Source organism: Ureibacillus manganicus DSM 26584 (assembly GCF_000772945.1).
Lineage (GTDB): Bacteria > Bacillota > Bacilli > Bacillales_A > Planococcaceae > Ureibacillus > Ureibacillus manganicus.
In genome coordinates this window covers 19,692-45,691 of record NZ_JPVN01000025.1, presented here as the reverse complement: position 1 = coordinate 45,691, position 26,000 = coordinate 19,692, and the positions used below count along the sequence as shown (strand labels likewise).

Below are 26,000 nucleotides of genomic sequence, written 5' to 3'. Positions count from 1 at the left end.
CTTCCACCACCTAGATAGTTGCCATGCCTGGCACACATAAAAAAGACAAAACCTCAAAGGAGATTTTGTCTATCTTGATAATTTTTAGTCTTCAAAATTATATAAGGCAGTAGATAAATAACGTTCACCATTAGATGGAACAATTGCTAATACATTTGATCCTTTACCAAGGCGTTTTGCTGTCTCAATTGCAACGTGAATTGCAGCACCTGAAGAAATACCTACTAAGACTCCTTCTTCACGACCTGTTTTACGAGCAACTTCAAATGCTGTTTCGTTTTCTACAGTAGCAATTGAAGTGTAAACTTCAGTATCTAGTACTTTTGGAACAAATCCAGCACCAATACCTTGAATTTTATGAGATCCAGATCTACCTTCTGAAAGAACTGGAGAATCTTTTGGTTCTACTGCAATGATTTCAATTTCAGGATACTTTTCTTTTAACACTTGACCAGCACCTGTAATTGTTCCACCTGTACCAATACCAGAAACAAATGCATCTAATTTGATACCATCAAACGCTTCTACAATTTCTGGTCCTGTTGTTAAACGGTGAATTTCAGCATTTGCATCATTTTCAAATTGTTGTGGTAAGAAGTAGCCATTTTCTTCAGCTAATTGATTTGCTTTAGCAATTGCACCTTTCATACCTTCAGGACCTGGAGTTAACACTAACTCTGCACCATAAGCACGTAATAATTTACGACGTTCGATACTCATTGTTTCAGGCATTACTAGAATTGCACGGTATCCTTTTGCAGCAGCAATCATCGCTAACCCAATACCTGTGTTACCTGAAGTAGGCTCAATAATTGTTCCGCCCGGTTTTAAAATCCCATCTTTTTCAGCAGCTTCGATCATTGCTAGTGCGATACGATCCTTAACAGAGCTTCCTGGATTAAAGTATTCCAATTTTACATACACTGTACCTTCATTTTCATTTGTTGCATGATTAAGCTTAACGATTGGTGTGCGACCCACTAATTCTGTAACTGAATTTGCAATTTTACTCATGATATTTCCTCCCTTTTAATCCCTACTATATTTATATGTTTTATTAACTTAGTATATGACCTTAAACAAATATTGTCAATAAGAAGACCTACAAATTTTGTCAATTATTTTGTAGGTCTTAATTAATTATTGAATTGATTATTTTAAATAGTAGGACGTTACATTAAATTCTTCCCAAAACATTTCCGCTGATACGTTAGTAGGAAGTTGCTCCATTGCTAATTCTGTCTTAATATGCTCTTTTACTTCCTCATATGAAAAAGATTTACCTTCTATAATTTCAGAAATAGTTAAAAGTGCAAAAGTTCCATTATTCAAAGCAAATGGCTCACTAACTTCATTGATATTTAGTTCCTGAGCAACCTTATGGATTTCTGGATTTATAGTTGTTTGATTTGCTGAAATGTATCCAATATTCCCACCTAAACTTGCAGAAGATGTGTCAAGTGATCGTTCTCTTGCTAACATAGAAAAATCAGCACCACTTTTCAACTCATTTTGTACTTGAGTTGCTTCATCTATTGAATCGACCACAATCATGCCTGTCCGATATGTAGTAGGGGTATTATAGAGCAATTTGTTTTCATTATAAAAACTCTGTATTGTAGAGTCTTCAATAACAACATCTTTCGTTAATACCTTCTCTAGTATTAGCTGTGCCCGTATTAGTTGACGAGTTTGTTTCTCATCAAACATTTTTAGTGAAGTATCTAAGTCTTTTGTAGAACTCATTAATGCAATTTCAAGATCTATTTCAGCCTCTGTTACTGTAATATCGTATTCTTTTGCAGCTCTCTCCATCACAGCGTCATTTACAAGAGAGTGTAATGTTTCTTTCCCATACAAACTCTCCATTGATGCCATCCATTCTTGGCGAGTAATAACTTCTCCATCAATGGTAGCGACAATTTCGTCGCCACCATCATTTTTCATGCTCGCACCAAAAATCCATAGTACAAACCAAAATATATTTCCAATTAATAAAACGGCCATTACCGTTAGTGTAGGTTTCGTTTTTAAGCGACGTTTTGAAAGGGGAGTTTTGTCTTCCAATGATGCAGTTCTAAGTTGGTTATTACTATTATTGCTCCAGGATGTCATTGATGAAACCTTTTAACTCTGATTCATCATAATAGTATTTTTCTAAACAGAAATGACATTCAGTCTCTGCTCCGCCATCTTCGTCAATCATTTCTTGAATCTCCCCGACACCTAAGCTCATAATTGCCGCACCAAAACGCTCTTTTGAACATTGGCATTTAAATTCTACAGGCATTGAACTGAGGATTTGTAGTTGGTCTTCCCCTAAAACTGCCGCTAATATTTGTTCGGGTGTATACCCTTTTTCAATCATTTTAGAAACTGGTTCAATAGTTGATAAATGGGTTTCAATGTGTGAAATTGTTTCTTCATCACAACCAGGCATTAATTGTACGATAAACCCTCCTGATGCTAAAACCGTGTTATCCGGATTCACCAATACACCTAATCCAACTGATGATGGAACTTGTTCAGAAACTGCAAAATAATATGTAAAGTCTTCTGCAATTTCTCCAGAAACAATCGGAGTTTGCCCCGAGAACATATCTTGTAACCCCAAATCTTTTACTACTGTAACCGCACCTTCTGTCCCAACAGCTCGACGCACATCTAGTTTACCGACTTCGTTTAACTCAAAGTGAACCTGAGGATTTGTGACAAAGCCTCTTACTTCCCCTTTTGCATTTGAGTCAATAATCATGGGACCAATTGGACCATTTCCTTCGACTTTAACTGTTAATTTTTCTTCGCCTTTTAACATCGCACCCATTATTACTCCAGCTGTAATTGATCGTCCTAGTGCTGCAGTTGCTGTTGGCCATGTATTATGACGACGTTGTGCTTCTCCTACTGTTTCAGTTGTTTTTGCTGCAAATGCTCTCACTTTACCATCGAAAGCTAAAGCTCTTACTAAGTAATCACTCATTTTTGTGTTCCTCTTTTCTTTATTGATTTCGTTTATATAAAATATATAGACCTTTTAATGTTAATAACGGATCAACAATATCAACTATCTTTGCTTCATATCCAAATAACTTCGAAAGGCCACCTGTTGCAATGACAATAGGTTCCTCATTACTTTGCTCGATTATTCGACGAACAATTCCTTCAACTTGTCCGATAAATCCATAGAAAATCCCCGATTGCATAGCTGCAACAGTGTTTTTCCCAATTACATTTGAAGGTTTTAATAATTCAATACGTGGGAGTTTTGATGCTTCATTAAATAATGCTTCTAATGAGATCGTAATTCCCGGCGTTATTGCCCCACCAATATAATTACCTTTTTCATCGATGTAACAATATGTGATTGCAGTACCGAAGTCAACTATTACGATTGGTCTACCACCATATTCAGCTAAAGCTGCAACGGCATTCACAATCCGATCTGATCCGACTTGTCTTGGATTTTCATATTTAATATTTAAACCCGTTTTTACTCCTGGTCCTACTATAAGAGGGTTGATTTTAAAGTATTTGCGGCACATTTCTTGTAACGAATACATAATTGACGGTACAACAGAAGATATAATGACCCCTTCAACATCTTCAAATTTTCTCTCTACATGCAAGAAAAACGTTTTGACCGTCATCGCATATTCATCTTCTGTTTTATGCAAGTTTGTTTCCATGCGCCAATGGTGAAGAAGTAAATCGTTTTGATAGACACCTATATCAATTGTTGAATTCCCAGCATCTAATACGAGAATCATCTTTCCTATTCACATCCATTATGAAATTTCATATGAAAACCTTTATTAGAAATATTACCATAGTTATTCATAAGTTGAGTAATCTAAAACTTATTGATTTTACAAAACTAATATAGCTAAAAATTAGATACGACATATTCAAAATTAAGTGCAAATTACACATAATTTCAAATATGTCGTAAGTCAATTCTGGTCATCAGCCGAATTTCACTTAGTTTTTCCCTTTAAGAAAAAAGCTGATTATCTACCAAAGGGGTAGACAATCAGCTCGGTTTTATTTATTTCTATCTTCTTGAATGCCTCGGTTTTGGTTATCTGAAGAACCTTCTTTTGGTAAGTCAGAAGTTGTTGGGTCAGAAGTACGACCACCAATTTCTGTCTCTAAAGAAGTAGATCCTGTTGTTTCAATAACCGCATTATTTGATTCAGCAGTATCAGAATCTTGTTTTGCATTCTCTGCTTCTTCACCATCGACTTTTGAGTAATCTACTCTTTCAGGAAGTTTTCCGTGATCTCTCAAGTGTTCAATTTGCTGAGCATCTAATGTCTCAACTTCTAACAATGTTTCAGCAATTAAAGTTAATAAATCACGTTTTTCTGTAAGTATTTGTTTTGTACGTTCATATTGCCCAACGATAAGTGATTGCATCTCTTTGTCGATTTCATAAGCAATATCATCAGAATAGTTTTGTTCTGAGTTGAAATCTCGACCAAGGAATACATTACCACCTTGGCTACTACCAAATTGCATTGGTCCTAGTTTATCACTCATACCATATTCGGTTACCATTGAACGAGCAATACTTGTTGCACGTTGGAAGTCATTATGCGCCCCTGTAGATACTTCACCAAATGTAATATCTTCAGCAACACGACCACCAAGTAAACCTGCAATCTTATCTAATAATTCTGGTTTTGTCATGAAGTAACGGTCTTCTTTAGGAAGCATCACTGCATAACCACCAGCTTGACCACGTGGTACGATAGTTACTTTGTGCACTTTTTCAGCTTGATCTAAAGTTAGACCAACGACAACATGTCCCGCTTCATGGAATGCAACAATTTTTCGTTCCTTTTCAGAAATCACACGACTTGTTTTAGCAGGCCCAGCGATTACGCGGTCACTTGCTTCATCAAGATCAGTCATGTCGATTTTCTTTTTATTACGACGTGTTGCAACTAATGCAGCTTCGTTTAATAAGTTCTCTAAGTCTGCTCCAGAGAATCCTGGTGTACGTTGAGCAATCGCTTTTAAGTCAACATCTTCACGTAAAGGCTTATTGCGCGCATGTACTTTTAAGATTGCTTCACGTCCTTTTACATCTGGACGGCCAACCGTAATTTGACGGTCAAAACGACCTGGACGTAGTAAGGCAGGGTCTAGAATATCTGGGCGGTTTGTAGCGGCAATAATGATAATTCCTTCATTTACACCGAAACCATCCATTTCAACTAGTAATTGGTTTAATGTTTGTTCACGTTCATCGTGACCTCCACCTAAACCTGCTCCACGTTGACGACCAACTGCGTCAATTTCATCGATAAAGATAATACATGGCGCATTTTTCTTTGCATTTTCAAATAAGTCACGGACACGACTTGCACCGACACCGACGAACATCTCCACGAAGTCAGAACCTGAAATCGAGAAGAACGGAACTCCGGCTTCACCAGCAACAGCACGTGCTAACAAAGTTTTCCCTGTCCCCGGAGGACCTACTAATAGAATACCTTTTGGAATACGTGCGCCCATATCAGTGAATTTACGGTGATCTTTTAAGAAGTCAACAACTTCGACAAGTTCTTGTTTCTCTTCATCTGCACCAGCAACGTCAACAAAGCGTACTTTTTTCTTTTCAGAATCGTATAATTTCGCTTTACTCTTACCAAAGTTCATTACCTTATTTCCGCCACCTTGAGATTGACTCAATAGGAAGAAGAATAAAATGATAATGATGATGAAAGGAATAATACCCGTAAAGAATTGAACCCAACCGCTCGCTTCTGGAGCTGGGATGTACTCAATTTTCGCATTATTTTCTCTTGCATCAGCAATTTTGTCTTGGATACCTGGGTAATCAGTCGGGATGTTAGCTGTAAACGTTTGCCCTTCTTCATAGCCTGCAAGTTTCCCTTGTACTACATAAACCATATTATCAAATTGTATGGTTGCCTCTGTGATCTTACCTGTTTCTAACGCGTTTAAAAACTCATGATAGTCTAACTTTTCAGAAGGAGCTTTTCCTCCATTAAATGTTCCAAAAATACCGATTATCACGAGAAAAATTAATAAATAAAATATGGTGTATCGAAATATTCGATTCATCCCCAGCCTCCTCACAACATAACAGAAAAACTATAAGTAAAATCTTAACATATCATGATTTCATCATACAACGAAAAGCCCCGTCAAAAAAATGTTTTATCTTTTTTGTCGAAATATTTACATAAATCCGTTTTAAAATGAATAAACTTCACGTTTTAATATCCCGATATATGGTAAGTTTCTATATTTTTCTGAGTAATCTAATCCGTATCCAACTACAAATCCATCAGGAACTTGGAAACCAACTATATCTGCTTCTAGGTCTACTTTTCTACCTGATGGCTTATCTAAAAGCGTCACGATTTTAATGGATTTTGCTTTACGATATTTAAATAAGTCAACTAAGTAACTAAGTGTAAGTCCGCTATCAATAATATCTTCTATAATAATTACATCACGGCCTTCAACACTTGTATTCAAGTCTTTTAAAATTTTTACTTCTCCAGAAGAAACAGTAGCATTTCCATAACTAGATACGTCCATAAAGTCAATTTCTATATAGGAATCGTATCGCTTCATTAAATCTGTCATAAATGGTGTAGCACCTTTTAAAACTCCTACTGCAAGTGGAAACTGATCTTGATATTCTTCTGTTAACTGCTTACCAATTTCCTTAATTCTTTCTTGAATCTCATCTTCTGTGATCATTATTTTTTCAATATCCTGTTGAATCATCTATGTTCCTCCTGTAGCTCCATTAATAATCGAATTTACACTTTTCACTAGTACCAAAGTGGCAAGCTTTTGTCGTCGTTAAAACATGTGTGTCAATTAAATTCAAATAAATGTAAGTCCATAATATAACATTGTAAGCTCTTTAGCTAACAGCTTGCATAATAATTTTTACATATACTTAAACTTTTTAACCTATATATTATTGTACTCGATAATAAATTTAATATCATCTTGAGCGCGTTGTATTTTGGAAATATTTTTTCCTTCCCGAATACCAATTACGGCCATTACAGTATCATTATCATCCACTAGTATTGGACACCGGTCACGATCTAATAGTGGGACTTTTTCATCGATAAAGAGGCGCGATAATCGTTTTGGACTTTCCATTCCTTTTAAATGTATTCTATCTCCTTCTTTTCTGAATCTAATACGAAAAGGTGCTTTATACTCAGTTGAGTTAAAGTAATACACTGTTTGATTACTTGATTCTTTAGATTTTGTTCCATTTGAGACGTCTCCTATGTATAAACGAACGCCATTTTTTAATTCATTCCACTTATTGAGATTCAATGTTATTTCGATATTCTGATGATTTGTTACTTCCCTTTCAAAACTAACTTCACTATATCTTCTATTAGCAACAATTTGATTAGGTAAATATATTGTTGCACTACCGTCCTCTGTTTTACATAGATTGATAATGGATTTTACAAGCGTTTCACTATTTGAATATTCGGAATTATCGTAAATGTAGTCTAATAGTATAAAAATGATTCTTCTTTGTAAAGAAACTGGTTCACTTTTCAAATTAGGAATGTCTAATACATACTTTTCCTCGTCTTTTCTTATTACCTGGGTAAATTTCTCCGAGGCTAACTGATACAGATAATCGTCATCTTCTTGTAATTGCGTTGTTAGTTGTACCGCATTTTGAGGGACATTTAAATTTTCCTTTTTCATTAGTGGAATTATGTGATGTCTAAATCGATTTCGAGTGTATTCATCCTTTGCGTTACTACTATCTTCTCGATATGTACCACCTTTTTCTTCCAAATATTCTTTTACCTCGTCCTTTGTTACAGGTAAGAACGGTCTTATTATTGTACCAAAAGAAAAAGTACGTTTTGGATATATTCCTTTCATACTGGATAATGAACCTGATTTTGTTAACGACATGAGTAAGGATTCTAATTGATCATCCGCATGATGTGCAGTAACAAGTTTTAGGATGGAGTTCTTCTCCATTACTTCTTTAAAAAATGCATATCTTTCCCTACGACAAATCGCTTGGGAGTTTCCCCCTTCTTCTTCTAAAATTTTTGGGATGGGGATTGATTTACTAAATACCGTAATTCCTTTTTCCTTACAAAAAGATTCTACAAATTGTAGGTCGTGAAAAGATATATCACCTCTTAACATATGATCTACATGTGCAACAAAAATTTCAAATTTTATATGATTTCTTAGGTCGAGAAAAAAATGTAATAATCCCATCGAGTCCATTCCACCAGAACAAGCTATGAGAAGACGGTCTCCCTGTTGAATTAATTCATGTTCGTTTATAAATGAGCGCACTTTGCTGTCAAATGAAACCATCTTCTCATCTCACACCTTACTTTTTAAATATATTTTTGAATTAAAGATTAGTGTTTAGCTCCGAACACTTGCTCTTTTGCCTGCAAGCACGCATGAAGTTCCGACGCACATGGAAGTGCTAGTGCAGACAATGCTACAAAAGCATTTTACAACGAGTAGCTACAGCATCGCAGGAGCAGGACATTGCGTTTTTATCTGGAAGAGCTGAGTGAGCGTTCTTCGCATTTCTTTTAAGATACAACTTTCCTATTCGGTTTAAACACAGACCATTTTGGCACAACATGACCAACGTTAAATATCATAATTGTACAGTCATCATCGACTTCATATCTCTGTTGATATTGTTCCATTAAATCATATAACATAATTTCGATTGGTATCTCATTTTCAATACTGTCTTTTAATATTTCCACAAAGTACTTTTCTTGTTCATCCCAGTCATGATTCCCAGAGAATACACCATCTGATACCATAACTACATAGTCATCAGCAAGTATTTTCACTTTCTCTGTCTCAATTGAAAATACAGGCATAAACCCTACTGGAGCGGCAGCACCTTCTACTTTTATTAATCGTTCTCCGCGTAAAATATAGGTCGACATACTACCGGCTTTCCATGACCATAGATCACCTTTTTGCAAATCTACAAGTGCAAAATCTATTGTAGCGTACATATCTACTTCGCGGTTTAGAGACATCACATAATGCAACGTGTGCATGGCTGTTTCAGGATTCATATTATAATTCAGGCAGTCTCTCATTAATCGAACTAAACGTCGGCTTTCACGTTTAGCTTCTCTACTTTGTCCCATTCCATCTGAAAGCATTACTGCAACCAGCCCTGGGTGAATGTGGAAAACTGCATGTGTATCTCCTGAAATCCATGAATTCTTTGCTTTGCTGTATACATCATACTCTATTTGGTAACGAACTGCAGAACGGAAACTAATTTGCAAATGGGCAAATGGATGTTTTTGGTCTACTATTTTTTCAACTTGGAATGGCTCCGCAAAAACTTCATAAAGGATTGGGAGAAGAATTCTTTCACAAAGCATGTGTTGTTCTTCATATGTTTTATGCCTTTTTGCAATAGAACATACGACAACCCGCTCTCCCATTGTATTATTTAAAATATCTATCTGGAAACATTGAACTTGAGCGGTTCTAAGTTGTTGATATAGCTCATCTTCTATCGTCTTAAAAGTTAGCGTTTCACTTTCCATTTCTTTCATCAACTTATTTAAGTGGTTACTTAAATCTTTTAGTTGTAATGCGATCATTTTCTTACCATGGTAAAATTCTCCATTAATCTTATCGTTATAAAGTTGATAATCAAGTTCTTCTAATAACTTAGTTGATTTTACACATTTTAATTTTATTTTTTCCTCTGCCATTGTCTGTTCTGCAACTTTAACACCTGATTTTGCAACAAACCAATTTTCGATAAGCTCGTCCATTCCATTATTTTCACTACCCCAACAACGTTCATATCGAAAACAACTCATACACGTTTGAGTAGGTTCAATTTTCCTCACTGTTTTAATAGTTTCAGTTGAAGTAAAACGATCAAATACTAATTCTTTTAAGAAAACAACAAAGTTTTGAAACGTTTCTAATTTTGCCTTTGTATTTTCTGTTACCCACTCCTGGCGTTGTAATAATACTTCGTCTCGCTTAGGATGGATAATATTTTGCAAGAATGTAAACACATTCTGGGGTATAGCAAAAAATGCAATTCCTGCTATTAGAATTGATACGAAATAGACAGTATCTAAAGGTAAGGTTGTATCGTAAAAGAAAAAGAACGCACTAGGAACTACACTCCCAATTACAATACCTGCCCGTCCTAACCCAATAAATAATCCTGCAACGACACCAGTTAATCCATAAACTGCAATGATTCCAGTAAAGGAAAGCTCTGAAATACCCACTAGGGAACCAACGATAATAGCAATAGTTGCTGAAATAGGAACTCCGCCTGCATATGCAGCGATTAGAATAGCAAGATGCATAACAAATGGAGCTAAACCAAAATATGAAACAACGATTGAATTCATGCCCGTTAAAGCCATCGCTAAAATAACTAGTCCTGCGCCAACTCGTTCATAATTCCAAGTTTTTGTCCAAAATTGGTGTGGTTGAACAAAAAATAGTTGTACAAAAATCGTCATAAAGAACGCCAAAACTACCTCGTAATAAATATAAAGTTGTATGATGAACGGTGGAATACTAAAATGTAGTGCAGTTTGCCATATAAATTGACCAAGTAAAATTGCAAAAGCTACAGCGAAACTTGTCGGCAACTTCCAATATCGAAAACGGGTAAATAGTTCATAAAGCACCAATTGCAACCCTAATATTAGTACTTGTCCTAGACCTAAACTAATAGCGCCTAGTATTCCCCCAATTAAAACCCATGTTTTTTCATTTTCGTAACGTTGTCTAACTATGGCCCAAAGTGGTAGTAGAAACGGGACCGCTGCACCAAACATGATAGTTTGTGATAGAAACAAAGCTAGCAAAAAGAAGAACAGATGTATAATAAGACTAATCTTTTTAATAGAAAAGCCGTCTTTGATCCCATGTAATATCGCTCTTTCAGAAACTGTTTCGATATTTGTCATTTTCTCCATTCCCTTCTTTCATTTTCGAACAATTATATAAAAGATTACTTGTAAAATTTGTCTAGTCATGAAGGAAACAGAGAAAATTGTTCGACGAAATAGTAGATAAGCCTACATTCAAAAAATAAATGTCGTATTATCGACAATATTGAAAAGGCTTGTTCTGTTAACTTTTATGTTTTCTTTATATAAGCTAAGATTAAAGGGGATTCCACTATAGTTTGGAGGATAAACAATGTTGGATAAGTATTGGAAGTTAGCATTATCTATATTTATTGGTGCACTTCTAATTGTAGTTGGTACGATTGCACCAATCCATGTCATCTTACAATTAATTGCACTAGTTCTCGGGCTCGCAATAACATTTTTCAACCTAATCGTTGTAACAAAGCGACTATTATAAGTTCGATAGAAAAACCATTACATACAAAAAAAGGATGACTCATTACTCCCTGAGTCATCCTTTTATAGTTATGAATCTATTTCACACTTTTTCTACGCTTGCAAATAGACAGCAAATTATCCGCGTCTAGCTCCACGGCCGCCACGTTTTGATTCAGTTGCACGTTTTAAAGTTGCAAGACGCTCGTCACTATCTTTTAAGAAGCGTGCCATTTTTTGCTCAAAGTTTTCTTTTGTTTGGTGATCATTGCGATTATTTGAACGATTGTTCTGATTATCGCGACGTGGACGCTGTGGACGCTCAGGTCTTTCAGGTTGAGGCTTTGCTTTACGGATTGATAAACCAATTTTTCCATCCGCTTCTACATTCATCACCTTTACTTCAACAACATCGCCAACTTTTAAATGTTCGTTGATGTCTTTCACATAGTTATCTGCGACCTCACTAATGTGAACTAAGCCCGTTTTGCCATCTGGCAGCTCAACGAATGCTCCAAAATTTGTGATTCCTGTTACTTTACCTTCTACTTTGCTGCCTACTTCAATTGACATAAAAAAAATGATCCTCCTTAAATTTTAAGCGGCGAAAGTCGCCATGTAATCTAAATAATTAACGTGCAAAAAAAATCGCTCGTTTCTCTTTATTATAGCCAACAAAAAAAGAGTGTCAACAAGACAACTCTTTTTACTACATACTACAATAAACATTTTTTTCTATATTATTCGAATCTTTTCCATTTCGGAACAGATTTCTTTTAGTTTACCAAATAAAATAAAGTCTTATTCTTCTTTATCGGGAATTGTGAAAATAATTTCCCCTTCATCGGAAAGGAAATATTCTTTTCTTGCCAATTTAGCAATATAATCGTCATCTTCTAACTTTGTAATTTGTAAATTGAGCATTTCTTGTTGCTGTTTTACTTTTTCCAATTCTGCAAGTACTTCTGCCTTTTCCTGATCTTTTTTAGCAATTCTTTGATCTTGAGCAAACATTGTACTTACAAGGAGTAGTAATATTATTGCCGCTAAGACTCCGAAGGCTACAATCCTTCTACGAAAAAGAACTTTTTGTCTATTAGCTTGTTTAAATTCTTCTTTAGTAGTACGGACATAGTCATTGTGCAGCGTACGTATTGTATTATTTGAATGTTCAGGTTGCTTATGACGCTTGGCCATATCCGACACCTCCGAATCTAGTGCTACATTTAATTATACTGTTAGTTTAGCCTTTTTTAAAGATAGACTTTCCAAATTTTGAGTAAACTTTTGAATACCATTTAGTAAATAATTTTCGAAATGGGCTTAAAATAAACAAAATAATACTCATAATTATTAAAATAATTCTTCTAAAAATGGAAAATATAAGTTTGAAGAATATGAGTATTGGCCTTACTACTACAAATAGAACAATTTTCCCTAGGAAACGGAAAAATGGTTGGAACAAAGACTCGTACAATAAGATGCCCGAAATTTGAGCTATTGGGTCAATTAAACGCCATTCTCCACCCTTTATAATATATAAAATATAAAAAGTCAGTGCACCTAATAGTGCCCATATGACAAGTTCTAGTCCAATTGTAAATCTCTTTAAAAATGATTTAGGTGACAAAGCGCCAATAGTTACACGTAAACAATCAATGACAGCACCTACTAATATGCCACTTATTATCATTATTAAAATGCTTACAAATTGCTCACTAACCGTCATCCAAACAATTTATGGAGGAAGCCTTTTGATAACCCGTTTTCTTCATCATCATATTGTAAAAGTTTCACATTTCCTTCTAATGTTAATAATCCCTTATCAACGTCTAAGTGTACAATTTTTAATTCTTCTCCTCGGATCAGTAAGTTTCCTTGTGAAGTTTTTACGTAAAATTCCTCTTGGTCAAAACGTTCAATTTCCTTAACTGCAGTCATGTCCATTCTCTTTTTGTTACGCACTGTCAAAAGGTGATCTCCAGTTGAAATACTATAACGATTACTTTCTTGATGTAGTGTCATATTGTTCCTCCTTTAGTGATTCTTTCTTTTCACTTTATGCAGTAACTAAAAAAAGCATGACAACAAAATGTTGAACATGCTAATATTTTTTATATTATTTTTTTAAATTTACGAGAATCAATTATATTTACTCTTCATCATCGATAAATTGCGGTTCAATTTGGTCAAGCTTTTCTTCCTTCAAAATGGTAAACATTTTTGCTGCTTCTTCTTTACGTACATTCTCTCGAATTTCTTCTACACGAGCGGTTACTACCTTTTGTCCAAAACGAATTGCTAAATCATCGCCAACTTTTACCGAACTACTAGCTTTTGCTACTTTATCATTTATCGTAATTCTACCTTGTTCTGCTACTTCCTTTGCTAATGTTCGACGTTTGATTAGTCTTGAAACTTTTAAAAATTTATCTAAACGCAATTTCAACTACTCCCCTTTTCATGTCTTTTTGCCTCATCCCAAAATGCATCTAACTGCTCCAACGTAAATTCACTAAATGGTTTCCCACTTTGTTTTACTTTTTTCTCAACGTATTGGAATCTTCTAGAAAACTTCTCATTAGCATGAACCATTGCTTCCTCTGGTGAGATTTTATAGAATCTGGCAATATTTACTAGTGTAAATAATACATCACCAAACTCATCTATGCGAGTTTTTGCTGAACCATTTTGTATTTCCTCACGAAATTCTTGCCATTCTTCCTCAAACTTTTTCCAAGCATCTTCTGCATTTGGCCAGTCAAAACCAACTGTAGCGCATTTTTTTTGATAATTGTAGCTTGTTTGTAAGGATGAACTTGCTCTAAACTCTCCTTTTAGTATAGAGTCTGCTTGTTCTCCCTTTTCTTGCTTCTTAATGGTTTCCCAATTTGCAACTACATCTTCAGAGTTATTTACTGAAACTTCTCCAAATACATGTGGATGACGACGAATCATTTTCTCACTGATCGATGCAAGTATTTCTTCTAAGTTAAAATAGCCTGCATCTTCCCCAATTTTCGCATGTAGGAAGACTTGTAGAAGAATATCACCCAACTCTTCCACCATACCAAAATCATCTTCTTCATCCACTGCAGCTAAAAACTCGTGGGCTTCTTCAATTAGGTATTTCTTTAAACTTTCATGGGTTTGTTCCTTATCCCACGGACATCCATTAGGGCCTCTTAAAATCGATACAATTTCGCGGAAGGTTGTCCAATCTTTCAACGCATCTTCTAAACTATTTACAGGTGGTACATAAATAGTTGTTAAATTATTTACTTCAACAGCTTGGTCAAGTTCATATAATGGGACTGTTTTTAGTTGTTCAGCATCGGACCCTGCAGCTGTTACTACCGTTACAGGATAATCATCTAGATACTTTTCCATTAGCGTTAGCTTTACTTCTGAGGCGCTAAAAGAATCGTATACTTGGGCAATTAATAGATGTGCTCTCATATTTACATCATGTATAGAAAAATTCGTACCATCAAATAGTTGGAACCCTTCAATTGGATCTACTTTTAAAGCGGCAAAAGTAGAGTCTAAGAAACTTTGCCCACCTTCGATTTTTAAAGTTACTTTCCCTTCACGCTCTGCAGAAATTAGCAATTGAACTGTCTGCTCCGCAACTAGCGGATGTCCAGGGACAGCGTATATTACTTCGTCTTTTGCTGACTCTAATATCAAAATTTCTACAATTTCCTTATAAACAGGTTGGAAGGTATCATGCTTTTCGTAAATTCTATCAAAGCTTTCAAAAATTATTCCCTCTTTCGAGAGATCCTCAATCACCGGATGATCCTTCGTTCGGGCATGAACTTTTCCACTCTTTTGTAATTTCTTATAAACTCCTAATGGTAACTGATTTATATCTCCAGCCCCAAGGCCAATCACAGTAATTTGATTCATCTAACTAACCTACTTTCTCTTATTTAACCATAACTGATAAACTGCCATTCTTCGACCAAATGGAATTAAAAACCATTCCTTTTCTGCAAGTAGCCTTGTCTTCCCCACTACTGTTAAAAATACAAATGCCCCGATACTTATTAAACATATCCCAAAAAGTACAGCTTCAATTCTTGCACCGCTTATAGATTTAGTGAAGACGTTTAAAAATTGGTCAGCTAATAAGATCGATAAAATCATTGCAATACATGCGGTAAAGAGCTTTATGTAAAATTGAATTTTTGCTAATTGGATGTTTGTTAGCTTTTTAATATAAACAATTAATAAAATTGCACATAAATATAAACTTGTATCGCTAGCAATTGATGCACCTAATACATCCATTCTTGGCACTAAAATTAGATTGCCAACCCCTTTAACAACAAGAGCACCTAAAATTATGAAAGCTGGTATTTTTAATTTACCCATACCTTGTAAAATGGCAGTCAATGTTAAAATGATAGACAGTGGAATAATTTGCAAAACAATAATCATTAAAACATTTGATAAAGCGTTTGTTTTAAAAAGCATAGTGTTTACATAAGGCATCACTGTAATAAGACCAAGTGACGCTGCAACACCAAACAATAGGGAGCTTCTATACGTTAATTGGATAAATGGCGTTGCACTACGCCCCTCATTCTTTTTCATATGATGTGCTACGAGGGGAACAATTGCTAGCGATAAAGACGAAGCAATAACAATCCCCAGTTGAACAAGCGGTTGTCCACGGTCATAAATTCCCTTTTGTACTTGTGCCATAGTTTCATCCATTCCATGGTCGACCATTAACGAATAAATGGAAAACGAATCGATTAACTGTAAACAAAGTATAAGTAAGCTGCTCATACTTACACTTATACTAAGAAATGTAACCTCTTTAATAATCGGCCACTTTTTCAAAGTGCTCTTTTGAAATTTTGGGAAGAAGATCTTTCGTTTCAAAAATATATACAATAATATAATTCCTGCAATTTCACCAAAAACTGTCCCCAACACTGCAATGTTCCCTGCAACATACAATGATTCAGTCGTTTTCATAATAATGAACGTACCAATTAGAATGATTGCTACTCGAATTGCTTGTTCGAACACTTGAGCATAAGCAACAGGTGCCATTTCACCACGCGATTGAAAAATACCTTTCATCAATGCCAAAATTGGCATAAATAAAGCAACAAAAGAGCCTGATTTTATAAGCAGTGCTAAATTGCCATCACCCATTAGATTTGCTAGCCATTCAGCTCCGAAAAATAAAAATGCAAAAAATACAAATGACAATAAAGTTAGATAAGTAAATATCGTACGTGAAACAAAATGCTTTTTTTGTATTGAGTCTTTACCCATGTTGACATCAGCTAACATTTTAGAGATTGCAACTGCAAATCCTCCTGATGTCCATACAACAAAAAATGAAATAAAAGGATACACTTGCTGGTATACATAAAAGCCCTGGTCACCAACCAAATTTTGAAAAGGGATGCGATATACAGCACTTAGAATCTTAACAATAATTGCAGCAACTGTAAGCAGTAGGGCTCCCTTCATATACCCTTTCATTCCAAAATTACTAGACATAATCTTTCCTCTTTCTTGTTTACACTTTAGCGCAATTATAACAGAATTATTTTTCCACATAAAAGCCAATTAGAAAGACTTAAAATTAATCCCTGGGGTTTTATAAAATTCACTTTCCATCAGTCAAAAAAGTAGGCCGTTCTCAACTTAATTTGAGACGGCCACTTATGTTAGTTTTCCATTTGTTTAGCTAAGAAGTTTGCAGCAGTTTCAGCTGCTTTTGATTCAACTTCTGTTAAGAAGTGTACTTTTGATATTAAATAGACAGCACCAATCGTATCGCCATTTGAAATAATTGGCGCAACACAATATGATTTCACCTGTTCAAACTGACCAGGGATAAGCTCAATTGTATCTTCATTTTTTTCTAAAACAACGGAGCGTTGTTTCATAAAATCCTCCGCAAACGGAGAAAGACGTCTACTAACGTAATCCTTTTTTGACACACCCGCAACAGCAATAACTTCATCGCGGTCACTAATTAAAGCAGGTGTTCCAATTGTTTCATAAAGTGATTCCACATACTCTTTTGCAAATTCACCTAAATCATTGATTGGTGAATATTTTTTTAGAATAACTTCGCCTTCGCGGTCAGTGTAGATTTCTAACGGGTCACCTTCACGAATTCGCATTGTTCTTCTAATTTCTTTTGGAATAACAACGCGCCCTAAATCATCAATACGTCGGACAATTCCTGTTGCCTTCATTCATGTTGCCTCTCTTTCAGTATCAATTTTATGATTCACTGTTAGTATGGTTAGAAATTGGACAATGTATGCAAAAAGTGTATGAATAGGATAAATTTCTGTAGATTAAAATTACTTTGTCTACAATAGTATTTAGTCAAGAATATAGACATTCTTTATGAATTTTCAACTAGTTGCTTCCTTGTTTTTGCGATGATTTCAATCATTTGTTCTAATACATCGAACGGCAAATATTTACCGCATTTCTTTTCGTCAATAGACACAATTAATTTTTGACCATCCATAGTAAAACCTACCGCACGTTCAAATTTCATTGATAGTGAAACAACTTTACTACCATCGACATTGCGAGTGCCTTCTTCAGAAATATAAATAGAAATTACTTTTTGCTTTTCTTTGATTGCAGTAATTCCTGATTCTATAGCCCAGACCTTCATTCGAGCGATACGCAATAAATTTACTGTTTCATCTGGAGGATTACCAAAACGGTCGATCATTTCATCAAAAATTTCATTGTAATCTTCCATTGCGTCCATCGATTTAATGCGTTTATACATTTGGATTTTTTGATAACCATCTGGGATATACGAATCTGGGATATAGGCATCCGTATGAAGTATAATTTCAATTTCAGCCTTTTCTTCAGGTTTTTGACCTTGGCGTTCTTTAATAGCATCTTCAAGCATTTGTGAATATAAATCAAATCCTACTGAATCTATAAAGCCGTGTTGTTGAGCTCCCAATAGATTTCCTGCTCCACGAATAGATAGGTCTCGCATAGCAATTTTGAATCCTGAACCCAATTCTGTGAACTCTTTTACTGCTTGTAATCTTTGTTCTGCAACATCCGTTAAAACTTTATCTCTTTGATACATGAAGTATGCATAGGCAATTCGATTTGAACGACCAACACGTCCGCGCAATTGATAAAGTTGAGATAATCCCATTCGATCTGCGTCATGAACAATTAATGTGTTCACATTTGGCATGTCTACACCTGTTTCAATGATTGTTGTTGTAACTAGAACATCATATTCCCCGTCTAAGAAACTTAAAATAATTGATTCCAGCTGGGATTCAGTCATTTTACCATGGGCATAGCCTACTCTTGCTTCTGGGACGAGCATTTGAATTTCTTCCACTTTCCTTGTCATATCCTCTACTCGGTTATACAAGAAGAATGTCTGTCCGCCCCTAGCCATTTCTCGTTCGATTGCTTCACGCACAAGTGCTCCGTTATACTCCATTACATAAGTTTGTACAGGGAACCTGTTTTGCGGTGGCGTTTCAATTACCGACAAATCACGTACACCTACCATCGACATATGTAATGTTCTAGGGATTGGCGTTGCTGTTAGTGTCAACACATCAACATTTGTTTTTAGCTGTTTGATTTTTTCCTTATGTGTAACGCCAAATCGTTGTTCTTCGTCTACGATTAATAACCCTAAATCTTGGAACACGACATCTTTTGAAAGTATCCGGTGAGTACCGATTACTATATCTACCGTTCCTTCTTTTAAGCCTTTCAATGTTTCAGTTTGTTGCTTTTTCGTTCGGAAACGACTAAGTAATCCAACATTAATAGCGTATTCTTCAAAACGTTGTGTGATGGATTCATAATGTTGTTGAGCCAAAATAGTCGTTGGCACTAAAAACGCCACTTGTTTTCCATCCATAATAGCCTTAAATGCTGCACGGATTGCAACTTCCGTTTTACCGTAACCAACATCTCCACAAACTAGGCGATCCATTGGACGTTCCCGTTCCATATCTCTTTTTACTTCAATAATTGAACGTAATTGATCTTCCGTTTCTTCATATGGGAATGCTTCTTCGAAGGTACGTTGGTCATCTGTATCAGGAGCAAAACTATATCCTTTTTCAGCTTCTCGCTTGGCATAAAGCTTTATTAAATCTTCTGCAATATCTTTAACTGCTGAAGATACTTTCGCTTTTGCCTTCTTCCATTCAGCGCCACCTAACTTATGTAATTTAGGTTCTTTCCCTTCAGAAGCTACGTATTTTTGGATTAAATCTATTTGATCAACAGGTACATATAATTTATCATCTGCTCGATAACGAATATGAAGATAATCTTTATGCGTTCCATTTACTTCTAATGTATCAATACCAATATACTTCCCAATTCCATGATGAACATGTACAACATAGTCACCAGGTTTTATTTCTGTATAGCTTTTGATACGTTCAGCGTTGGACATTTTTTGTGGACGAGCTTTCTTTCTTTTCGCTTGTTGTTTAAAAAGCTCATCGTCTGTAACAACTGCTATACGTTGTAACGGCAACTCAAATCCAGAAGTAAGTTGGCCTTCAACTAAGTAAATTCCTTCATCTTTTGGAGTTCCTATTATACTCTGAATATTGTAATCTTCTAATGTACTTTGTATTTTCTTTAAGCGCTCTTGACTATTACCTATAAATAAAACTTTGTACTTTTCATTTTTCCAACGTTCTACTTCATTTTGTAAAAGTGCAAGTTGCCCATGGAATTGCTGCATAGGCTTACATGAAAAATTAACTGTTTTAGAAAACTTTATACCAGAAAATGTTCGTGTAAATAATGCAAAGTATAACTTTTGCTGATCTATCATTGATAAAACTTCTTTGAATGAAAAAGATGGTTTTACCTCATGAACAATTTTCCCTTCCTCTAATAGAGAAATAAACCATTCTTCTTCTTCTTTTTCCCATGCATCCATAACTTCTTGGATTCTTCCGATTTCATCAAATAGAACAAGACCATCTTTGGAAAAATAATCACCCAAGAACGCTGGCACCTCATAAAGCAACGATCCGTATTTCGTAATATGATTTGGTATGTTCCCTTGACGAAGCATTTCAATATCATATTGGATATTTTCGTATAGAGTTTCTTGAACCTCTTTTTTCTTTATCTTTTTTAAACTGGTAGCAAGTGCTTTTTCTAATCTTTCTGCAAGAGTTACTCGTTGGGCTGTACTTAACAGTAAATCTGTAGCTGGCAAAATGCGTACTGATTGTAGTTTTTGAATAGAGCGTTGGTCATCTGCTGAGAACTCTCTAATCGAATCAATTTCAGAATCAAAAAGTTCAATACGAATAGGTGACTCTGCATACGGTGGATATACATCTAAAATACCTCCACGTAAAGCAAACTCACCAGGTGTTGTTACCATTTGGCTTCTGTTATATCCCATCGCCACTAGTTTAGATAGCCATTCTTCCACTTCAATATCTTTTCCGACTTCAGCCTCTAAGAAACTTGTCTTCCACTGTTCTACCGGCGTCATTACTTTTCTCATCCCAGCTATAGGAATGATATATACAGCAACGTCTTTGTTTGTTAAATGTCCGATTGTAGCAATTCGTTCTGCACGCAATTCAGGTGAAGAAATCGTTACATCAGCTGCAATAAACTCCTCTGCAGGGTAATAATGAACATAGTCTTCACCTATTAAAGAGATTAAATCTTCTACAAGCTTTTGCGCTTGTAGTAAGTTAGGTGAAAATATATAAAGTGGCTTTTTTAACTCCTTAAATAGGGAGTGGATTAAAACTGGTCTTGCGCTTCCTGTTAAACCAGTAATCAATTGAGAATCATACTGTGCGTCTGTGAACTGTTGAATAAGACTATTTATATGTTTATCTTGAGAGAATAGTTGATGTAAAACGTCCAAGTTAAAACCCCCTTCCATAACTTTTCGTCTAAAATAATTTTATGTATACGATTATTAGTATGACATATAGACGAAGGAAATACTTATTTACTACGAAAAGCGGAGAACGCTCGCCCAGCTCCGCGTCGGCGAGAACGCAACTTATCGCCGAAAACGCCACGTCCTGTGGCATCGTCGATATGACCAACGTCGTGTTGGCCTGTGTTGCACCGCCCACTTGACCCACATCCTGTGGGCCTCAGCAACTGGCCGTTCGTAAACGCGACATCCTGTCGCACTCCCGGCACTCGTACATCCATGTACATCGGAGAAACCGACAAAAGAGCGCTCTTTGCTCTTGCAGGCGGTTTTGAAGTTGCGGAGGAGCTAGCGTTCGCAGCTAGACACTGTACAAAATCGACAATCTATATTCTTTTATTGCTGTTTGCTAAAGAAATATTAAGTAGAAAAAGCCTTGGACTCTCACTAGAGTACCAAAGCATTTTCCCTATCAACTACCTACTAGTAATTTAATACAAGTATAATTTTATTGTAGCCATTTTTTGAGTGCATGGTAATCAGGAAATTGTTTTAGTGAATCTTCACAAGACTCACATATACAATGTACAGTCGTTTGTCCATTGGCATCCTTTTCGATATAATCATCTATCTCTCCGACTTCAAATAAATGAAGCTTAAGGATTGTTTCATCTGCATCAAAAGGTAATGTTCCTATTTCAGTTTCACAATGTCTGCAACGGTATTTGACAGTCATGAAATCGTCCTCCTTTAGTACAATCAGCAAATCCCTATATGTACTAGAAGTATAGACGTAATTACAATATTTTATGCACTTCACTATTGTCCGTTAAATTCACTCATAACATCTAAAAACTTTTTAGATAAAGAAGTTTCAACGGCAGCAACGCACTTTTTAATAGCATCATCAATAGTTGGATCTTCTTCTTTTGTAAATTTAGAAAGAACATAATCTGCAACTTTCATCCCCACAGGAGGACGACTAATGCCAACACGTATTCGATTAAACTCTTGTGTGCCTAGATGCTGGATTAATGATTTTATCCCATTATGCCCACCAGCACTTCCTTTTTGTCGTAAACGTAATTTACCAATCTCTAAATCTAAATCGTCATAAATTACGATTACATCTTCAATTTCTATATCATAATAGTCCATAATCGGTCTAACACATTCGCCAGATAAATTCATATATGTTAATGGTTTCAATAACATAACTTTTCCTTCTGGGCGATGAATTGTTGTAAACATTCCATTAAACTTCATTTGATTTAATGGAGCATCCCACTTTTTTGCCAATTCATCGATACATTCAAACCCAATATTATGTCTTGTATGTTCGTACTGTTTTCCTGGATTACCCAATCCAACGATTAATTTCATACTCTCACCCTTTATTTACTAATCGAGATTATTTTAACATATAGCTGTTTATGAAAGCACATGAAGTATTCTTAATCATTCACTAAATGAAAAAATGTATGAGCTTTTGGCTCATACATTTTTTTAGTTTTCAGATTCCGGTGCTTCTGTTGCTTTAATATCAGCATTATCAGTATCACCTTGTCCAGCTGTATCATCTTTAGCTACACCAGGAGGAGTTACTGTGAATAATGTATCTTCGTCTGCATTTAAAACTTCGTAATTTATATTTATGTCTCTAACTGATATTGAATCACCAATTCCCAGTGAAGAAACATCTAATTCAATATGCTCAGGCATTTCAGCTGGCTTTACTTTTATTTTCAGAGTACGAACTGGTTGATTTAAGATGCCACCCTCTTTTACACCTGCAGATTCACCTGTAGCAACAACAGGAATCTCTACTTCAAGTTCCTCTGACATGTTAATAGATAAAAAGTCTACATGCTTTACATGGCCTTTTAAAGCACATCTTTGAACATCTGTAATTACTGCATTTACTTTTTTTCCTTCTACTTCGATCTGAAACACACTTGTTCTTCCATATGTTTGAACCGCTTTTGCTGTTTCTTTATAATCTAAAACAATTGGAATCGAATCAATGTTATACCCATAGACAACTCCAGGTAACTTACCATTATTTCTTAAGTTTGAAAGTGCCGCGCGTGGTCCTTTGTTACGTCTTGTAGCTTGTAATAAAACACTCATTATATTTGACCCCTTTTCTCGAAATTTACACTATTTAGTATGTGTTTAATTCCGAAAAGCTAATCAAATTCTCAAATTTGAACACAAAAAAGCCGACTCCTCACTCTAAAGAGGATCGGCCTGAAATTAATATTAATCAAACAATGTACTTACTGATTTGTTTTCATAAACACGAGAAATTGCTTCTGCCATTAAGTTAGCAACCGAAAGTTGTTTTACTTTTGGAGAGCGTTTTTCATCTGAAAGTTGGATTGTATTTGTTACAACTAATTCTTTAATTGGTGAGTTTTCAATACGCTCAATTGCAGGACCTGATAGGACCGGGTGCGAACAGCAAGCATAAACTTCTTTTGCACCAGCCTCTTTTAGAGCATTGGCTCCAAGAGTAATCGTTCCTGCAGTGTCGATAATATCATCAATTAGAATACATACTTTTCCTTCAATATTCCCAACGATATTCATCACTTCTGCTACATTTGGTTTTGGACGACGTTTATCGATAATAGCGATAGGTGCTTTTAAACGCTCTGCCATTCTACGTGCACGAGTTACTCCACCATGGTCTGGTGATACAACTACTAATTCCTCAGGAGAGTAATTTTTAGTTAAGAAGTAATCTGAAAGTATAGGAACTGCCATTAAATGGTCAATTAAAATATCAAAGAAACCTTGAATTTGTGGAGCATGTAAATCTAATACGATTACACGGTCAGCACCAGCAGTTTCTAATAAGTTAGCTACTAATTTAGCAGTAATTGGCTCACGTGCTTTTGCTTTTCTATCTTGACGTGCATAACCATAGTAAGGCATAACAACGTTTACAGTTTTTGCAGATGCACGTTTTACTGCATCAATCATAATTAATAGTTCCATTAAATGTTCGTTTACTGGAGCAGACGTAGATTGAACGATGAATACATCACATCCACGGATACTTTCTTCAATACTAATTTGTACTTCGCCATCACTGAAATGTTTTACAGAAGATTTTCCAAGTTCAACTCCCATAATCTCTGCGATTTCTTGAGCTAAAGGATAGTTAGAATTTAGAGAAAAAAGTTTTAATTTTGAGTTAGCGTATTGATATGGCATGATGCCCTCCTAAAAGTTTTGCAAAATTTTATTTCATTTTTTTAGCATAATCTAGTTTGTTTTCTTGTCTGGCACGTGCAATTGCTAGTGAATCTTTAGGAACTTCTTTTGTAATTGTTGAACCTGCAGCAATAAATGATCCCTCACCAATTTTTACAGGGGCAACTAAATTTGAGTTGCAACCAACGAATACATTATCTTCAATAATCGTTTTATATTTATTTTTCCCATCATAGTTGACCGTAATCGACCCACAACCAATGTTTACATCGTTACCAACTTCAGCATCTCCAATATAACTTAAATGGGAGACTTTTGTATCGTTACCTAAAGTACTCTTTTTCACTTCAACAAAGTTTCCGATTTTTACATGGTTTCCTAAAGTTGACTCAGGACGTAGGTGTGCAAACGGTCCGATTGCAGTATCATCGCCAACTGAGCTATTTAGTACTACAGAATTTGTAACCGTAGTTCGATCTCCAATTTGACTACTCACTATCTGACTATTTGGACCGATAATACAATCTTCACCTATAATTGTATTTCCTTCAATGACAACACCAGGTTTAATAATTGTATCTCGGCCAATAATTGCCTCTATACTAATATGAGTATTTGATGGATTGATAATTGTTACACCATTTCGCATATGTTTTTCATTAATTCTATTTCGCATTATTTCTTCAGCTTGTGACAAGGCAACTCGATCATTAACTCCTAAAATCTCGTTAAAATCATTTGTTGCAAATGCTGAGACGATTTCACCTTGTTGCTGTAATATTTCAATGACATCTGGCAAATAATATTCACCTTGTGCATTTTCATTTTTAACTTGCTTTAGAGCTTGGAATAAAAACTTGTTATCAAAACAATAAGTACCTGTATTAATTTCTTTTACTTGTTGTTGTTCTTCTGAGGCATCCTTTTGTTCAACAATTTGTTCAACTTGACCATTGTCATTTCGAATAATTCTTCCATATCCAAAAGGAATATCAGCAACAGCAGTTAAGATTGTTGCTTTTGCATTTTGTTCATGATGGTATTCATATAGAGCTTGGAGTGTTTCAGGACGAATTAATGGTGTGTCTCCACAAACAACTAATGTTGTTCCTTCTAACTCACCTAGTAGCGATTCTGCTTGTTGTACGGCATGTGCTGTACCTAATTGCTCGCTTTGTAAAACATACTCACTTTTTTCACCTAAATGCTCTTTAACCATTTCAGCGCCGTGCCCAACGATTGTCACGATTTTTTCGATATCAAGCGAACGAACGTTATCAACAACATGTTCAACCATTGGTTTGCCACATACTGGATGGAGCACTTTATATAATTTGGACTTCATGCGTGTTCCTTGACCTGCAGCCAAAACTACCGCAAAAATGTTATTCATGGTAAGTCCTCCATTTGAAAATATTCTCTTATGACTATATAGTAAAACCCTCGGATTTTCAAGGTATCTAGAGTTGACA

Annotated in this window: 24 protein-coding genes; 2 read left to right on the top strand and 22 right to left on the bottom strand. The window is 35.5% G+C overall.

All coding sequences use genetic code 11. The features are described 5' to 3' along the window. Window positions 1-84 precede the first annotated feature (84 nt). The 8 genes from cysK to CD29_RS16120 all read right to left on the bottom strand — a co-directional run bounded on the left by cysK (window position 85) and on the right by CD29_RS16120 (window position 10,991). On the bottom strand, window positions 85-1,014 hold the full coding sequence (cysK, locus tag CD29_RS16155) for a cysteine synthase A (RefSeq protein WP_036189168.1): 930 nt from the start codon (window positions 1,012-1,014) through the stop codon (window positions 85-87). A gap of 138 nt (window positions 1,015-1,152) precedes the next feature. Further along, the gene (locus CD29_RS16150) at window positions 1,153-2,115 is read right to left on the bottom strand and encodes a peptidyl-prolyl cis-trans isomerase (protein ID WP_036189167.1); all 963 of its coding nucleotides are present in this window, start codon (window positions 2,113-2,115) and stop codon (window positions 1,153-1,155) included. Continuing rightward, window positions 2,096-2,980, bottom strand: a complete 885-nt coding sequence (gene hslO, locus CD29_RS16145) for an Hsp33 family molecular chaperone HslO (RefSeq protein ID WP_036189166.1) — start codon at window positions 2,978-2,980, stop codon at window positions 2,096-2,098. Before hslO ends, CD29_RS16150 begins: the two co-directional genes overlap by 20 nt. A gap of 19 nt (window positions 2,981-2,999) precedes the next feature. After that, entirely contained in the window at window positions 3,000-3,767 is a 768-nt protein-coding gene (locus CD29_RS16140; protein ID WP_036189165.1) for a type III pantothenate kinase, read from the bottom strand. A 274-nt stretch (window positions 3,768-4,041) separates the two neighbouring features. Beyond that, the gene (gene ftsH / locus CD29_RS16135; protein ID WP_036189163.1) at window positions 4,042-6,093 is read right to left on the bottom strand and encodes an ATP-dependent zinc metalloprotease FtsH; all 2,052 of its coding nucleotides are present in this window, start codon (window positions 6,091-6,093) and stop codon (window positions 4,042-4,044) included. A gap of 132 nt (window positions 6,094-6,225) precedes the next feature. Next, window positions 6,226-6,768, bottom strand: coding sequence for a hypoxanthine phosphoribosyltransferase (gene hpt, locus CD29_RS16130; protein ID WP_036189161.1), 543 nt, complete (start codon window positions 6,766-6,768; stop codon window positions 6,226-6,228). Window positions 6,769-6,960: 192 nt separating this feature from the next. Continuing rightward, complete coding sequence (tilS, locus tag CD29_RS16125) at window positions 6,961-8,367, bottom strand: tRNA lysidine(34) synthetase TilS (protein ID WP_036189158.1); 1,407 nt, start codon at window positions 8,365-8,367, stop codon at window positions 6,961-6,963. Between the two features lie 230 nt (window positions 8,368-8,597). Then, window positions 8,598-10,991, bottom strand: coding sequence for a SpoIIE family protein phosphatase (locus CD29_RS16120; RefSeq protein WP_036189156.1), 2,394 nt, complete (start codon window positions 10,989-10,991; stop codon window positions 8,598-8,600). 235 nt (window positions 10,992-11,226) lie between these two features. Here CD29_RS16120 and CD29_RS20340 point away from each other — a divergent pair, with 235 nt between their 5' ends. Next, window positions 11,227-11,394, top strand: coding sequence for a hypothetical protein (locus CD29_RS20340; protein WP_156111898.1), 168 nt, complete (start codon window positions 11,227-11,229; stop codon window positions 11,392-11,394). A 116-nt stretch (window positions 11,395-11,510) separates the two neighbouring features. On the opposite strand, the gene CD29_RS16115 is transcribed toward CD29_RS20340, so the two are convergent. The 9 genes from CD29_RS16115 to mfd all read right to left on the bottom strand — a co-directional run bounded on the left by CD29_RS16115 (window position 11,511) and on the right by mfd (window position 21,288). Continuing rightward, window positions 11,511-11,945, bottom strand: coding sequence for a S1 domain-containing RNA-binding protein (locus CD29_RS16115; RefSeq protein WP_036189152.1), 435 nt, complete (start codon window positions 11,943-11,945; stop codon window positions 11,511-11,513). A gap of 228 nt (window positions 11,946-12,173) precedes the next feature. Further along, the gene (locus tag CD29_RS16110) at window positions 12,174-12,569 is read right to left on the bottom strand and encodes an FtsB family cell division protein (RefSeq protein ID WP_036189150.1); all 396 of its coding nucleotides are present in this window, start codon (window positions 12,567-12,569) and stop codon (window positions 12,174-12,176) included. A 46-nt stretch (window positions 12,570-12,615) separates the two neighbouring features. Then, window positions 12,616-13,101 carry a spore cortex biosynthesis protein YabQ gene (gene yabQ / locus CD29_RS16105; RefSeq protein ID WP_052124210.1) on the bottom strand — a complete coding sequence of 162 codons (486 nt, stop codon included), beginning with the start codon at window positions 13,099-13,101 and terminating at the stop codon, window positions 12,616-12,618. After that, window positions 13,098-13,397, bottom strand: coding sequence for a sporulation protein YabP (gene yabP, locus CD29_RS16100; protein ID WP_036189147.1), 300 nt, complete (start codon window positions 13,395-13,397; stop codon window positions 13,098-13,100). Before yabP ends, yabQ begins: the two co-directional genes overlap by 4 nt. A 127-nt stretch (window positions 13,398-13,524) precedes the next feature. Beyond that, entirely contained in the window at window positions 13,525-13,815 is a 291-nt protein-coding gene (locus CD29_RS16095; protein WP_036189145.1) for an RNA-binding S4 domain-containing protein, read from the bottom strand. A gap of 2 nt (window positions 13,816-13,817) precedes the next feature. Beyond that, entirely contained in the window at window positions 13,818-15,284 is a 1,467-nt protein-coding gene (yabN, locus tag CD29_RS16090) for a bifunctional methyltransferase/pyrophosphohydrolase YabN (RefSeq protein ID WP_036189141.1), read from the bottom strand. Window positions 15,285-15,293: 9 nt separating this feature from the next. Further along, the gene (locus CD29_RS16085) at window positions 15,294-16,901 is read right to left on the bottom strand and encodes a putative polysaccharide biosynthesis protein (RefSeq protein ID WP_036189138.1); all 1,608 of its coding nucleotides are present in this window, start codon (window positions 16,899-16,901) and stop codon (window positions 15,294-15,296) included. Window positions 16,902-17,071: 170 nt separating this feature from the next. Then, window positions 17,072-17,608: a stage V sporulation protein T gene (spoVT, locus tag CD29_RS16080; protein WP_036189135.1), complete on the bottom strand. Its 537-nt coding sequence runs from the start codon at window positions 17,606-17,608 to the stop codon at window positions 17,072-17,074. Window positions 17,609-17,763: 155 nt separating this feature from the next. Next, window positions 17,764-21,288 carry a transcription-repair coupling factor gene (mfd, locus tag CD29_RS16075; RefSeq protein WP_036189133.1) on the bottom strand — a complete coding sequence of 1,175 codons (3,525 nt, stop codon included), beginning with the start codon at window positions 21,286-21,288 and terminating at the stop codon, window positions 17,764-17,766. 297 nt (window positions 21,289-21,585) lie between these two features. On the opposite strand from mfd, the gene CD29_RS20530 reads away from it, so the two are divergent. Continuing rightward, entirely contained in the window at window positions 21,586-21,801 is a 216-nt protein-coding gene (locus tag CD29_RS20530) for a hypothetical protein (RefSeq protein WP_169716197.1), read from the top strand. A gap of 13 nt (window positions 21,802-21,814) precedes the next feature. On the opposite strand, the gene CD29_RS16070 is transcribed toward CD29_RS20530, so the two are convergent. The 5 genes from CD29_RS16070 to glmU form a co-directional block, all read right to left on the bottom strand. Next, on the bottom strand, window positions 21,815-22,042 hold the full coding sequence (locus CD29_RS16070) for an anti-sigma-F factor Fin (protein ID WP_036189130.1): 228 nt from the start codon (window positions 22,040-22,042) through the stop codon (window positions 21,815-21,817). An 83-nt stretch (window positions 22,043-22,125) separates the two neighbouring features. Next, a complete protein-coding gene (gene pth, locus CD29_RS16065) occupies window positions 22,126-22,689 on the bottom strand; it encodes an aminoacyl-tRNA hydrolase (RefSeq protein ID WP_036189128.1) in 564 nt (187 codons plus the stop codon). Window positions 22,690-22,812: 123 nt separating this feature from the next. Beyond that, window positions 22,813-23,436 carry a 50S ribosomal protein L25/general stress protein Ctc gene (locus CD29_RS16060; RefSeq protein ID WP_036189127.1) on the bottom strand — a complete coding sequence of 208 codons (624 nt, stop codon included), beginning with the start codon at window positions 23,434-23,436 and terminating at the stop codon, window positions 22,813-22,815. Between the two features lie 132 nt (window positions 23,437-23,568). Beyond that, on the bottom strand, window positions 23,569-24,528 hold the full coding sequence (locus tag CD29_RS16055) for a ribose-phosphate diphosphokinase (RefSeq protein ID WP_036189123.1): 960 nt from the start codon (window positions 24,526-24,528) through the stop codon (window positions 23,569-23,571). Window positions 24,529-24,556: 28 nt separating this feature from the next. Next, complete coding sequence (gene glmU / locus CD29_RS16050) at window positions 24,557-25,921, bottom strand: bifunctional UDP-N-acetylglucosamine diphosphorylase/glucosamine-1-phosphate N-acetyltransferase GlmU (RefSeq protein WP_036189121.1); 1,365 nt, start codon at window positions 25,919-25,921, stop codon at window positions 24,557-24,559. Window positions 25,922-26,000: the final 79 nt, after the last annotated feature.

Excerpts from the sequence above, each read along its gene's own strand:
- cysK (WP_036189168.1), bottom strand. The coding sequence starts at position 1,014 with ATGAGTAAAATTGCAAATTCAGTTACAGAATTAGTGGGTCGCACACCA.
- CD29_RS16150 (WP_036189167.1), bottom strand. The coding sequence starts at position 2,115 with ATGACATCCTGGAGCAATAATAGTAATAACCAACTTAGAACTGCATCA.
- hslO (WP_036189166.1), bottom strand. The coding sequence starts at position 2,980 with ATGAGTGATTACTTAGTAAGAGCTTTAGCTTTCGATGGTAAAGTGAGA.
- CD29_RS16140 (WP_036189165.1), bottom strand. The coding sequence starts at position 3,767 with ATGATTCTCGTATTAGATGCTGGGAATTCAACAATTGATATAGGTGTC.
- ftsH (WP_036189163.1), bottom strand. The coding sequence starts at position 6,093 with ATGAATCGAATATTTCGATACACCATATTTTATTTATTAATTTTTCTC.
- hpt (WP_036189161.1), bottom strand. The coding sequence starts at position 6,768 with ATGATTCAACAGGATATTGAAAAAATAATGATCACAGAAGATGAGATT.
- tilS (WP_036189158.1), bottom strand. The coding sequence starts at position 8,367 with ATGGTTTCATTTGACAGCAAAGTGCGCTCATTTATAAACGAACATGAA.
- CD29_RS16120 (WP_036189156.1), bottom strand. The coding sequence starts at position 10,991 with ATGACAAATATCGAAACAGTTTCTGAAAGAGCGATATTACATGGGATC.
- CD29_RS20340 (WP_156111898.1), top strand. The coding sequence starts at position 11,227 with ATGTTGGATAAGTATTGGAAGTTAGCATTATCTATATTTATTGGTGCA.
- CD29_RS16115 (WP_036189152.1), bottom strand. The coding sequence starts at position 11,945 with ATGTCAATTGAAGTAGGCAGCAAAGTAGAAGGTAAAGTAACAGGAATC.
- CD29_RS16110 (WP_036189150.1), bottom strand. The coding sequence starts at position 12,569 with ATGGCCAAGCGTCATAAGCAACCTGAACATTCAAATAATACAATACGT.
- yabQ (WP_052124210.1), bottom strand. The coding sequence starts at position 13,101 with ATGACGGTTAGTGAGCAATTTGTAAGCATTTTAATAATGATAATAAGT.
- yabP (WP_036189147.1), bottom strand. The coding sequence starts at position 13,397 with ATGACACTACATCAAGAAAGTAATCGTTATAGTATTTCAACTGGAGAT.
- yabN (WP_036189141.1), bottom strand. The coding sequence starts at position 15,284 with ATGAATCAAATTACTGTGATTGGCCTTGGGGCTGGAGATATAAATCAG.
- CD29_RS16085 (WP_036189138.1), bottom strand. The coding sequence starts at position 16,901 with ATGTCTAGTAATTTTGGAATGAAAGGGTATATGAAGGGAGCCCTACTG.
- spoVT (WP_036189135.1), bottom strand. The coding sequence starts at position 17,608 with ATGAAGGCAACAGGAATTGTCCGACGTATTGATGATTTAGGGCGCGTT.
- CD29_RS20530 (WP_169716197.1), top strand. The coding sequence starts at position 21,586 with ATGTACATCGGAGAAACCGACAAAAGAGCGCTCTTTGCTCTTGCAGGC.
- CD29_RS16070 (WP_036189130.1), bottom strand. The coding sequence starts at position 22,042 with ATGACTGTCAAATACCGTTGCAGACATTGTGAAACTGAAATAGGAACA.
- pth (WP_036189128.1), bottom strand. The coding sequence starts at position 22,689 with ATGAAATTAATCGTTGGATTGGGTAATCCAGGAAAACAGTACGAACAT.
- CD29_RS16060 (WP_036189127.1), bottom strand. The coding sequence starts at position 23,436 with ATGAGTGTTTTATTACAAGCTACAAGACGTAACAAAGGACCACGCGCG.
- CD29_RS16055 (WP_036189123.1), bottom strand. The coding sequence starts at position 24,528 with ATGCCATATCAATACGCTAACTCAAAATTAAAACTTTTTTCTCTAAAT.
- glmU (WP_036189121.1), bottom strand. The coding sequence starts at position 25,921 with ATGAATAACATTTTTGCGGTAGTTTTGGCTGCAGGTCAAGGAACACGC.